This is a genomic window from Kocuria varians (assembly GCF_006539885.1).
Taxonomy (GTDB): Bacteria; Actinomycetota; Actinomycetes; order Actinomycetales; family Micrococcaceae; genus Kocuria; species Kocuria varians.
In genome coordinates, this window is the sequence record NZ_BJNW01000031.1 from 1 (window position 1) to 10,913 (window position 10,913).

Sequence of the window (10,913 nt, forward strand, 5' to 3'; positions counted from 1 at the left end):
AGGTGGTCATGACACCTATTCTGACACCCCTGCAGGGGGTGGCATGAAACCCCCCTGCTTCAAGCGTTTTGATACCTGGGGTCGGCGATCGGCGCACCAGCCCCCGCGGCGATCTCAGGCCATGAAGTGTTGCGGCGTCTGATTCTTGCCGCTAGACCGCCAGGTCGAGCGGCAAGTCGCTAATGTCGCGTAGACGCTTACCGCTGAGCAGCATGGTGAGCATGGTCTGCGCCTCATCGTTGCCCGTCGCCGCGACCGCCTCGATGAGCTCAGGCAAAGCAAAGTGGTACACGGTGTCCAAGTCCCCTGTGCCAAGCGCGAGAGACGCGAGACGCGACGGAATGAGTCTCGCAATCAATGGGTTGCAAGACGTCTCATGGCGTCTTGGACTGGCGCCGGAGATCCGGGGCGGGGGCTGTCTCGTAGCGTTGTCTCTCAACCGGTCGCCCCGATCGGGGTGCTGACGGTCGGTTGCGAGACATACGGGAGGCGGAGACAGAGCATGGGGAAGTTGATTGGGTACGCGCGGGTGTCTACGAGGAGCCAGGGCACGGACCGGCAGGTGACAGACCTGCTGGGCGCGGGGGTGCGTCGGGATGACCTCTACGTGGATCACGGGGTCTCGGGGGCCCGGGCATCCCGCCCGGGCTTTGACCAAGCCGTAGGAGCTCTCCACGAGGGCGACACCCTGGTGGTGACGACCTTGGACCGGTTGGGGCGCTCCACTCAGACCATGCTGGAACTGGCTCAAGAACTTCGGCAGCGCGGCGTGGGGTTGCGGGTGCTCAACCTCGGCGGGGGAGACGTGGACACATCGATCCCGATGGGGTCGATGGTGTTCACCGTGATGGCCGCGTTGGCACAGATGGAGTTGGAGATTAAGCGTGAGCGGATCACTGACTCGGTGGAGAAACGTAGGGCCGCTGGCAAGGATCTCGGGGGACGTCGCCAAACTTTCACTGATTCTCAGATCCGCACTGCCGTCCGATTAATCGAGTCCGGGGATCCAGTCGCCCAGGTAGCTCGAGATCTCGGGATATCTAGGGCAACTCTCTACCGGCGGATCCGAAATCTGCCCTCCACAGCGACCGTCTGAGTTCGTCGGCGCCTCATAGGATCAGACGAGCGGGTTGCTCGGTAAAAACGGCTGGGCCATCAGGAACCGCGGTACTACATCTGGCCTCCCCATTTATATATGGGGTGAGGTGCGATGGCCAGACGCTGGCTATGCGCGGCTCTGATACGACCTTTGGGTGACTTCAAGATCTGGAGGCCATGCAAAGTTACCTGGGACCAGCGGCGTGTCTCTAGTAAGTCTCGGATGTTTCGGTACCATGGAGGCAAGAAGCATGCTTGTGGGCTTGCCAATACGCCACACAGTCGTGCCTACCAGGCGTAGGTGATCCATTGCTTTTTGCTCGTCTAGGGCCACGTTGATCGCGGCGTGGTGGTTGACAATGACGGATTGATAACCATAACCGACGAGGGGCGGGATGAGCATATTTAAGTCCAGAGTCAATACTTGGGGTACAAGATGTTGTGGACTATTCAAGTCGCTCCCTGAATCCCGGAAGGCCCACCGGTAAAATTTTGCAAGCTGCCGCCATTTGCGTTGCTGACTGGTGTTCAAGTTCCCCTGCGGACTCATATCGTCAAGGTTGAGCAGGTTGAGATCGTCAGTTATGGCGAAGCAGCTAAGCGCGACGACTTCTCCAACCTTGGCTCTCGATTCGCGGAAAGCGACGGAGGGGTATTGCGCTGAGGTGTAAAGGATGGGTTGACCTCGACGGTTGACGCGTCCTGGCGAGGTGCCAGTGGGTGGTGTCCAGATGTCCCCGACAGTCTTGATGTCTTCAGGGCCGTGAAGTCCAGGGCGCACCCGATATAAATACGTGCTCCAGGCAGGGATGCGCGCTATAGAGAACGGCCGCACCAAAGAAGACCACCCGTCCGGGGTGAGTGCGTCTGTGACTAGTTTCCTTACCGTTTCGGAATCGGGAACATGCGGAAGCTGCTCCTGAACCGCCTTGATGCGTTTTTCAATTTCCCCGGGAAAGAACGCATTCAGATAATCAGACAAGTCAATAGAGATGCGGCCAGTAAACTCACCTTCTCCTGCACCATTGGAGGATTTCACGCTTTTGGTGTACCAATCCCCGAACATGGCGGGATCGCCTGCCTGGGCAACAACAGCAGCGAACTCCTCATCGCTCATCGGCGGCGTCCGACCATCCACGGGGATTTGGCGAATGTAATTTTTCATCAAAACCATTATAATGTATTGCTCAGTTGGGGCAGAACAGTATCCGAGTCACCTGTAGCGTGCTATTCCCTGTCCGCGTTTTGGCTTCTGTCCTCTTGAATGCAAGGAATTCTCCCAGATCAGTGAAGGGCTAGCGGCCACTCCGACGCAGTGACGGGAAGAGTATCTAGAGCGGTCTGCGGGCCACCTACAACGGGGTGGCCCGCAGACCGCGTGTCTGGCGACACGCCCTGGACATGCGGAAGGGCACCGCGCCAACGGTGCCCTATCCTGAAGTTGAACTGAAACAGTGAGTCCATTCTAGCGCCTGCGCCAACGGGTGCCAATGGAGCGCCCAGCGATGGAAGACCTGGGTGGGGCCTGAGACGCGGCCCCGTATCAACATCACCAGCCGCCTTACACGCGGTGCTCCCCGGGTCAGAGCCGGTTCCTTTTGCCGAGCGCACAGACGGGGGCCGTCACCAGGGATCGCAAGACCTGGATAGCGAAGGAGTGCCAAGCCCTACAGTGCCGCTCGTGGACAGCAGCCCTGCCACGCAGCGAGCACCGGAGCTGTGCGCACATGCCGCCACTGCCCACGAGTAATGCCGTGAGCCTTCTTCAACCACCCATGAGGTGGTCAACCGATGCGACCGATCGACCGACCGGGCTGATCCGCACCGTGTTCCAAGATGCCTTAGACGTTCCCCACCCCACCCTTCTTCACCGAAGGTGTGCCCCGGGAACGTTTAAGGCATCCCCCTGCCCTCCGCTCCCTCCCTCCCTCCCAGGCTGGCCGGTTGGTCCACTCCTGAACAGCACCACAGAACGGACTGGGGAAGAGCGGAGGGCAGGAAAAGAATGAGCGCGAGCGAAGCGAGCTCCTTTCCCCGCCACAGCTAGAACACCAGGCCCTTTGGGCTGGTCGGTGACCGAGGAAGAACCTCGTTCACGCATCCCACCTTGGGTAGGTGGGGGATCGTCTTCCGCTGCGCTGCAGACGATGCGTGGTGGTGCCCTGGCCCTGGCTCTGTCCTCCTGCGTCGGTCAGGCCCAGCACACCACCACGCCCCCTGTTCCAGCGCGCTGTTCTCCTCCTTCGTCGGGGCGCTGAAACGGGGATGCAAGGTATGATTGTCCGGAACGGAAAACCTGGCGCACCGCTCGTTCCTCGCTGCCAGGTGTTCCCGTTCCGGTCAATCCCCTTGCTCCTGCGGAGGGCTGGTCTCGACCCCTTGGCGGGGTCTCGAAAGGGTGGTCCCGTTGGGCTTGTTCTCACGTCGTTCGACCTCGCCGGGCACGGTCCCGTCGGGGTCCGGGAACCGGTGGGAGGGGCTGCTCCTCGAGCAGCCCCTCGCCTCACCGGACCCGGAACCAACCGATACAGCGTCGGCGCCTCGGATGCGGGGTGCTGGTGGGCGGCCGGTGGCGGTGGAGCCGCGGACCCGGCGGGTGTCGATGTCGTTGACCGAGGCTGAGCACCGGGCGTGGGCGGAGGCCGCCGGCGGGCAACGGTTGTCGGTGTGGGCTCGGGAACGAGTCCAGGAACAGCTTGATGCGGAGAGTCCGCGGATGGGTGAGGTGCAGGAGTTGGCGAGGATCCGGGCGGATCTGGCGCGGGTGGGGTCGAATCTGAACCAGTTGATGCGTGCGGTGAACCAGGGGCAGGTCGTCCCGACCCCGCAGCTGTATGAGGCCGTGGACGCGCTGGCGAGTCAGCTGGGAGTAGTGCGGAGGCAGTTGCCGTGATCGCGAAGATCACCCGGGGGGCGAACCCGGGCAACATCGGGGCTTATCTGCATGGGCCGGGGCATGCCAATGAGCACTTCTACGAACGCAACGGGGGCCGGTATGCCGGTGGTGTGGTCGTGGGCGGGAACGTGTTCGTGACCGGGGATGCGGATGAGAAGGCGTGGGTGAAGGAGATGCGCGCGGCGATGCGCACCCGCCCGGAGATCACGAAACCGATCTGGCAGGCCTCTTTGCGCAACACGGCTGGGGATCGGCGGTTGACGGATGCGGAGTGGGCGCAGGCAGGCCAGACGTTTGCGGAGTCGATGGGGTTCGCGGAGCACCCGTGGGTGATGGTCCGCCACGCCGATGACCACGTGCATGTGGTGGTGTGCCGGGTCAGTGACGAGGGGACGGTGTGGCACGGTCGCAACGACCGCCGCGCCGCCCAAAGCGCGTGCACCCGTCTGGAGTTGGAGCACGGTTTGCAGACCGCACCGCGGCGCCGTGAGGCGGGACGCGGCAAACGTTCAGTGCTCGCGGTGCGTCAGCAGCAGGAGCAGCAGGCTCAGGTGGTGGCGGCCCGCCGCGCGGAGTGGGAGCAGATCCGCAAGTTCGTGGAGCTGGACAACCCGGCACCCCGGAAACAGTCCCCGGCACCCCAACAGCAGCAGTGGGTAGCCCCACCTCATTCGGTGGAGCAGGTGCAGCACCTTCGTCGTCCCGGCCCCGGCCGGGGGGATCGTGGGCGGGGCCTGTAGCTGGGCTTAGAGGTCGCGCGGGTAGGGCGCGGCTTGTCGGGGATGTGACGCAGGCACGGGATGTCCGCTTCGATGTGGATTGCCTAGATCTACGTCGTCGCGAGGAGTCCCGTGCCTGCGGTGCCAGCATCGTTCATCGAGCCGTTTCGAGGCCCTGATTCCTGCGCGGGTCGACACCCATCCGTTGGGGTGTCACCGGCGGCGGATACCGGACCGGGTGGTGTTCGACAAGCTCGTGGCCCGGCTCGTGCTGGGCGGCTCTTACCACAGGCACGCCGACGACCGGGTCTCGGCCACAACCCTGCTGCGGGCCCGCCGCGACGAGTGGATCGCCGCGGGGGTGTTCGACCGGCTCGAACAGGCCGCGCTGGAGGCTTACGACACGGTCGTGGGACTGGACCTGAGTGACCTGGTCGTCGACGGCTGCATCGTCAAGGCCCCGTGCAGCGGGGACAACACTGGCAAGTCCCCGGTCGACCGGGCGAAGTCGGGCCTGAAACGTTCGCTGCTCGTCGAGGGCGCCGGCGTCCCGATCGGATGCGAGCTTGCCGGTGCCAATCGGCACGACTCACCGCTGCTGCGCCCGATCCTGGAGCGGCTGAGCAGGTTCGGGTTCGACCTGCCTGAGACCATCACGGTCCACCTCGACTCCGGCTACGACTCCGCCGTCACTCGAGAGCTACTCGATGAGCTCGGCTGCACCTGGCAGATCAACCCGAAGGGTCAGTTCGTTCCGGTCAACCACACCCACCGCTGGAAGGTCGAACGCACGAACTCCTGGCACACCCGCGGCTTTCGTGCCCTGCAGATCGTCACCGATCGCAGCGAAGCGATCCAGCGCGCCTGGATCGCGCTGGCCAACGCCATCATCATCGTTCGACGCCTGATCCGGACCGTCTGGACCACTCACCGCTGGGACACACGCCCCCGCCGAAGACCCTGACCTACCCGCGCAACCTCTAAGTACCCCGGAACGGCGGCGTGGGGTTGTTAATCCCCGTCAGGTCCTGTTAATCCTGGGGCATGGTGAGGCGTGGAGAACTGACGGACAAGGCCTGGGAACGCATCGCGCCGTTGCTGCCGGCCAACGGTAAGGGCCGGCGGTGGCGGGATCACCGGCAGGTGGTCAACGGGATCCTGTGGAAGCTGCGCACCGGGGCGCCCTGGCGGGACGTGCCCGAACGGTATGGGCCGTGGAAGACCGGCCACGAGCGGCTGCGGATCTGGACCATGGACGGCACTGGGGCCAAGATCCTGGATGAGGCGGTGGTCAAGGACGACGCTGCCGGGGAGGTCGAATGGGTGTTCTCCGTGGACTCGTCCTCCATCCGGGCCCACCAGCATGCCGCCGGGGCCCGGAAAAAGGGGGCTGCTCCGATCCGGTCGAGGCCATCGCTGTGGCCGGAGAATGTCTCGGACGGTCCCGCGGAGGACTGACCTCCAAGATCCACCTGGCCGTCGACGGAGCCGGGATGCCGATCAGCATCATCCTGACCGAGGGACAGACCGGGGACAACCCACAGTTGCTGCCGCTGCTGGAGCAGATCAGCGTCCGCCGTGACGGGCCGGCCCGGCCCGTCACGGCGGACGCGGTGCTGGCCGACAAGGCCTACTCGCACCCTTCGACCCGGGCGGTGATGCGGGCCCGGCGGATCCGATTCACCAGCAGCCCAGGGCGGGGCGGGGGCAGGTGGTGGGGCTACCCCCGCCCCGTCGGGGCGTGTCGAAGATGGCGGGCTCTTCGGTGCCGGGGTGCGGTTATGGAGTGGGCCCGGTATCGCCGGTGGGGGCGTTCTCGTCCACGTGCCCGGTGCTGTCAGGGCTGGCCGTCGAGCTTGGCCCTGGCCGCCTCGAGGTACTCGGCCTCCACGAGAATCTCGTAGGAGGACGCCTCCAGGCCCTGGACGCTACTGAAGTCCCGGCGCCCGCCGGTGGCCGCGTGGCCCAGCAACCCGAAGATCAGCCCCCACACCGCGCCCAGGAGTACCGCCCACAGGATTACCGACAGCCACCCCACGACCGTGAAAAGACCCAACAGCAAGCCAATGAGCAATCCCAGCCAGGCCCCGGAGGCGGCTCCGTACAGGGCGGCCTTGCCGTAGGTCATCCGCCCGGTGACCTGCTCAACCAGGCGCAGATCGGTGCCGACCACGCGCACGTGCTCAACCGGGAACCCGGCGTCGGAGAGTCGATCGACAAGGCGCTGAGCCTGGTCATAGGAGGGCACTGTGCGCAGGACCTGGTAATGAGTCGAAGCAGTGGGTGGAAGAGGGGAGGGATGGGACATGCTTATCGTTTCCTGTTCGTGGTGACGATCCGACCCGGACGGTGGCCTGCACCCGGGGTTGCCGGGCACCTGGGTCGGGAGTGGACGGAAAGTTAGGAAGAGAAATCGCGGAACAGTCCGGGCACATCAGCAGCCCTGGCCTCCCTTGCTCCCCCTCGGTATCGGCCGTTCAGCCGCGGTGCCTGCGATCTTCGTGGACTTCTGCCACTGGCTCCTCTCCGGGTCCTCAGCCCCGTCCCCGAGCCCGTCGGTCCGTGGTGGACCAGCGACGGGCCCGCTCTCAGGGCCTTACAAGATGTCGCGGACCTTACCAGGATAAGCATATTTATCTCTGCAGTAAACGCCCGGCCCGTCTTCGGCGCCTCGTGCCACACATGCCTTCCCGCTCGGGTTGCGGCGGGCCATAATTCGCCTTTCACGTGCCCGGCTTGCCGTCTTCGGAGCTGGGCCTTGACACCCCTGCACCGGGTACCCCCGCATCAGTACCGCACCTGCCGCTGGGCAGTCGATGCATCACCTGTCCGAACGGAATCGACCGGCCCCACGCTGATCACTGCTCCCACACCGCCGAAGCACTTCAACCGATCCGTCACTGCAGCATCATCGAGAAGCCGTCCTCGACACCGGCAGGTCCCGGGCCCGCTGGCTGTGATGTCTTCGCGCTGGCGGCGTCGGCGGGGAGAGGATTTCGCAGTGAGCAGCACCGCTCTTTCCGGGATCGAGGCGACCACCGAATCCGGCCCGCGGTGCTGCACGAAACCTTGGGGGCTCCATCGAGCCAGTGGCAATCCGGCCCGTGGTTGCCTCACTATGGAGCGGTGACTGCTGAGCGTTGCCGATCCACCGCCGATCCTGCCGAACCCCTTTCCGATGCCGAGCTGCTCATCGGCCTGGTGGTCTCACCATCCCTGAGTGCGGTGCTCGGCCCCGAGGTCACCACCTCGGTGCGCAAGATTTTGGTGCAGCGGTATCCGGGAGTGCGCTGGCAACTGAAGATGGCCGAAGACCGGCTGGTCGATCCACCCACCGAGACCTTGGACCTGCTGGAGGCGGCCCGAAACCGCGTGCTGGAGGAGAACTGGGATTTGGCCGTGGTGCTCACCGAGATCCCCCTGAAGACCGGCCGACGTCCGGTGCTCACCCAGCTCAGCCCCGTGCACGGGGTAGGACTGGTCTCCGTCCCAACCCTGGGAGCCGTGCGCGTGCGGCAGAAGGTGCAAGAGACCACCGTGCACGTGGTCGGGCAGCTCCTGGGCTACGACGCCGAAGACCTCAACGCCCAGCGGGATCTTGCTCGAAGAGCCCACCAGCTGGCCACCGATCTCGACGAACGCCCGGACGACAATGTCGTGCAGTTCACGGCCCGAGTGCTGAGCGGCAACGTGCGGTTGCTGCTGGGCATGATCCGCGCCAACCAGCCTTGGGTCTTCGTGGCCCGGCTCTCCCGGGCGCTGGTCGTGGCAGCGGCCACCGGCATGCTGACATTGGTGGCCTCGGACCTATGGGTACTGGCCATGGCCTACGGGCCGGTGCGCCTGGTCCTGCTGGCGGTGATGGCGATCGGGGCGGTGAGTGCCACCCTGATCCTGGGAGCCGACTTGTGGGAGCGCCCACGGCGGCGAGCCCAACGTGAGCAGGTGATCCTGTTCAATTTGGCCACCACCGCGACCGTGGCCATCGGGGTTGTGGTGTTCTACCTCGTCTTATTCATCCTGTCCTGGGTCGGCGCGCTGCTGCTCATCGACGAGCAGGTACTGGCCGGTGTCGCCGGTCACCCAGTGAACGCTTTGGACTACGCGAAGATCAGCTGGCTCACCGCCAGCCTGGCCACCATGGGCGGAGCACTAGGAGCTGGACTGGAGGACGAAGATGTGGTGCGCGCCGCTGCCTACACCCGGTCCAGCACCTGACACAGCCCCAGCACAGAAGAAACTGAAACATCTACGCGTTGATGCCACGTCTATGCAGGTGTCATTGCCGGTCGCGATGACTTGGTGGGCTCAGCGCAGTGCGCTGCCTCGTACTCGGCGGGTGGGGCGTTGCCGAGGCGGGTGTGCGGGCGGGCGCTGTTGTACCTGTCGATCCAGGCCAGGGTGAAGCACTCGACGTCGTCGACGGATCGCGGCGGTCCGGGCTGAAACCGGGAATGATCCCGGACCGCTTCTTTTGACGAACGCAGGAGGTGTCTAAAAGTGCGCTGTCCGCCGTGGGAAGCGACGATCTTCTCGCGACTGGTTACCGGCGCCTGGCCATTGCCAACATGCGGCAAAGCCTTGTGGTATCCGTGTAGGGCGATGACCACCTGCGCCTGGCCGTGGAGGATGAGTAAGAGGTTCCGCCATTAGGCCATGGTCGTCGGGTCGGGCGGGTGGCCCAGCGGTGGGTGTTCCAGGCCTCGCGGAGGAGCCTGCGAGTGATGATGATGGCGTTGGCCAGGGCGATGAACGCCTCGATTACCCGGATACGTTTCTCGGTGCAGACGGCCAGCTTCTGGAACCCGCGGTTGTGCCAGGAGTTCGTCCGTTCCACCACCCACCTGGACGTGTTCTGGATCGGGGCGGGCACGCCCTTGACCGCGATCCTGGCTTCACAGCCGAGCTCGGCGAGCAACCCCCGGGTGCCCTTCGAGTCGTAGTCGGCGTCCAGGTGCACGGTGATCCGCTCCGGCCGGTCGAAACCGAACCTGGACAGCGTCTCCAACGTCGGGCGCAGCAACGGGGAGTCGTGGCGGTTGGCCGGGGCCACCACGGTACCCAGCGGGATCCCGGCGCCCTCGACCAGCAGCGACCGTTTCGTGCCCTGCTTGCCGCGGTCCACCGGTGACCGCCCGGCGGCCTCGCCACCGCACGGGGCCTTGGTGATGCACCCGTCCACGGCCAAGTTCTCCAGCTGGAGCCCGACCATCTTCTCGTAGCCCTCCAGACAAAACTGTTCCAGCTCCTTAAAGGCTCCGGCCTCGATCCACTCATCACGCCGGCGGCGGATCGTGGTAGCCGAACACGTCGTGTCGGAGATCCTCTCGTAGGCGGCCCCGGGGACGAGGACCTGGACCAGCTTGTCGAACACCACCCGGTCCGGGATCCGTGGCCGGTGGCAACCCAATGGATGCTCGTCCGCCACAGCAGGGATCAGCATCTGGAACTGGTCCCAGATGGGTTCGATGATGCACGATGGAACGGCAGGCACGAGTGCTCCTCGTCAACACACTGATTCTCAACAAATCCGTGTTTACCAGGTCTCGTGCCTGTCTCATGCCACCGCTCCACCACACCTATCGGCGGAAGCTCTTAGGCCGAGAAGATGCGGGAAAAGAACCCGCGGCGCGGCTCTTGAGAGGTCACGGGTGTGGTGGGTCCCGGGGATGCTTCCGGCTCCTCGGCCGGCCTGGCACGAGCAGGCTCGGGAGCCGTAGGAGCCTGTGGTGTGTGGGAGCTCTGCCCGGTGAGCATCCGCAGCGCTATGCGTTCGGTTTCGTTGGCGATCTGGAGGGCATCGAGAGCTCGGCGGCGTTCTTCGGCTCGTGCTTCAGCAACTTCGGCGCGCCGTCGCCATTCCTGGACCTCAGCTTCCAACTCACGGACGCGCTCGAGCAGACGCCCGGTGCTCTTTGCTTCATCCGGGGACTGGGCAGACGGCGTCGATGGTCTGGCCTGGGGGGCGGTATGGAAACCTTCGCCGTGGATGAGGCCCACGGCGATGAGTGCGGTCATGGGCACCTGCCACCCGGCGGAGGTGATGGTGGCCCCTGCTCCTTCCAGCTCGGCGCGCCGTCGGCGGAGGGTGCTCACGCTGACACCTGCCACATCGGCGGCTTCCTTCATGGTGAACACCGCACTGGAACCCCCTGATACCCCTCCCTGGCTAGGGACCTTGTTGTTGGGGGTGTCACCAT

At 64.8% G+C, this 10,913-nt stretch carries 10 protein-coding genes and 2 pseudogenes; 6 read left to right on the forward strand and 6 right to left on the reverse strand.

Going from position 1 to position 10,913, the window contains the following annotated elements; all coding sequences use genetic code 11:
* Positions 1-151: 151 nt before the first annotated feature.
* On the reverse strand, positions 152-616 hold the full coding sequence (locus tag KVA01_RS13145; protein ID WP_218023614.1) for an NgoMIV family type II restriction endonuclease: 465 nt from the start codon (positions 614-616) through the stop codon (positions 152-154).
* Between KVA01_RS13145 and KVA01_RS12270 the strand changes: the two genes are divergently transcribed.
* Positions 503-1,096 (forward strand): recombinase family protein, encoded by a 594-nt coding sequence (locus KVA01_RS12270; protein WP_141270519.1) that lies wholly within the window; start codon positions 503-505, stop codon positions 1,094-1,096. The genes KVA01_RS13145 and KVA01_RS12270 overlap by 114 nt on opposite strands.
* A gap of 129 nt (positions 1,097-1,225) precedes the next feature.
* Here the strand turns inward: KVA01_RS12270 and KVA01_RS12275 are convergent, their stop codons facing one another.
* Positions 1,226-2,263: an RES domain-containing protein gene (locus tag KVA01_RS12275; protein WP_170221170.1), complete on the reverse strand. Its 1,038-nt coding sequence runs from the start codon at positions 2,261-2,263 to the stop codon at positions 1,226-1,228.
* Positions 2,264-3,987: 1,724 nt separating this feature from the next.
* On the opposite strand from KVA01_RS12275, the gene KVA01_RS12285 reads away from it, so the two are divergent.
* The 4 genes and pseudogenes from KVA01_RS12285 (at position 3,988) to KVA01_RS13255 (ending at position 6,617) form a co-directional block, all read left to right on the forward strand.
* Entirely contained in the window at positions 3,988-4,734 is a 747-nt protein-coding gene (locus KVA01_RS12285) for a relaxase/mobilization nuclease domain-containing protein (RefSeq protein ID WP_141270525.1), read from the forward strand.
* Between the two features lie 111 nt (positions 4,735-4,845).
* Positions 4,846-5,677 (forward strand): annotated as a pseudogene (locus KVA01_RS12290) (IS5 family transposase).
* 80 nt (positions 5,678-5,757) lie between these two features.
* On the forward strand, positions 5,758-6,171 hold the full coding sequence (locus KVA01_RS12295; RefSeq protein WP_141270527.1) for an IS5 family transposase: 414 nt from the start codon (positions 5,758-5,760) through the stop codon (positions 6,169-6,171).
* Between the two features lie 35 nt (positions 6,172-6,206).
* Positions 6,207-6,617, forward strand: coding sequence for a hypothetical protein (locus KVA01_RS13255; RefSeq protein WP_371858588.1), 411 nt, complete (start codon positions 6,207-6,209; stop codon positions 6,615-6,617).
* Here KVA01_RS13255 and KVA01_RS12305 read toward each other — a convergent pair.
* The gene (locus KVA01_RS12305; RefSeq protein ID WP_141270529.1) at positions 6,551-7,021 is read right to left on the reverse strand and encodes a YflT domain-containing protein; all 471 of its coding nucleotides are present in this window, start codon (positions 7,019-7,021) and stop codon (positions 6,551-6,553) included. The two genes, KVA01_RS13255 and KVA01_RS12305, sit on opposite strands and share 67 nt — an antisense overlap.
* Before the next feature lie 818 nt (positions 7,022-7,839).
* On the opposite strand from KVA01_RS12305, the gene KVA01_RS12315 reads away from it, so the two are divergent.
* Positions 7,840-8,931 (forward strand): hypothetical protein, encoded by a 1,092-nt coding sequence (locus KVA01_RS12315; RefSeq protein WP_141270533.1) that lies wholly within the window; start codon positions 7,840-7,842, stop codon positions 8,929-8,931.
* Between the two features lie 50 nt (positions 8,932-8,981).
* Here KVA01_RS12315 and KVA01_RS13260 read toward each other — a convergent pair whose 3' ends face one another.
* From KVA01_RS13260 to KVA01_RS12770, 3 genes and pseudogenes are all read right to left on the reverse strand, one after another.
* On the reverse strand, positions 8,982-9,323 hold the full coding sequence (locus KVA01_RS13260) for an integrase core domain-containing protein (RefSeq protein ID WP_371858589.1): 342 nt from the start codon (positions 9,321-9,323) through the stop codon (positions 8,982-8,984).
* A gap of 47 nt (positions 9,324-9,370) precedes the next feature.
* A pseudogene (locus KVA01_RS12325) lies at positions 9,371-10,207 on the reverse strand (IS5 family transposase); the annotation flags it as partial.
* 101 nt (positions 10,208-10,308) lie between these two features.
* Positions 10,309-10,913, reverse strand: a 605-nt coding sequence (locus KVA01_RS12770; protein WP_218023615.1) for a hypothetical protein, incomplete at its 5' end; no start/stop codon positions are given.

Bases quoted from the DNA above. Each gene is read 5' to 3' on its own strand.
- KVA01_RS12270 (WP_141270519.1), top strand. From the start codon at position 503: ATGGGGAAGTTGATTGGGTACGCGCGGGTGTCTACGAGGAGCCAGGGC.
- KVA01_RS12275 (WP_170221170.1), bottom strand. From the start codon at position 2,263: ATGAAAAATTACATTCGCCAAATCCCCGTGGATGGTCGGACGCCGCCG.
- KVA01_RS12295 (WP_141270527.1), top strand. From the start codon at position 5,758: ATGGTGAGGCGTGGAGAACTGACGGACAAGGCCTGGGAACGCATCGCG.
- KVA01_RS13255 (WP_371858588.1), top strand. From the start codon at position 6,207: ATGCCGATCAGCATCATCCTGACCGAGGGACAGACCGGGGACAACCCA.
- KVA01_RS12305 (WP_141270529.1), bottom strand. From the start codon at position 7,021: ATGTCCCATCCCTCCCCTCTTCCACCCACTGCTTCGACTCATTACCAG.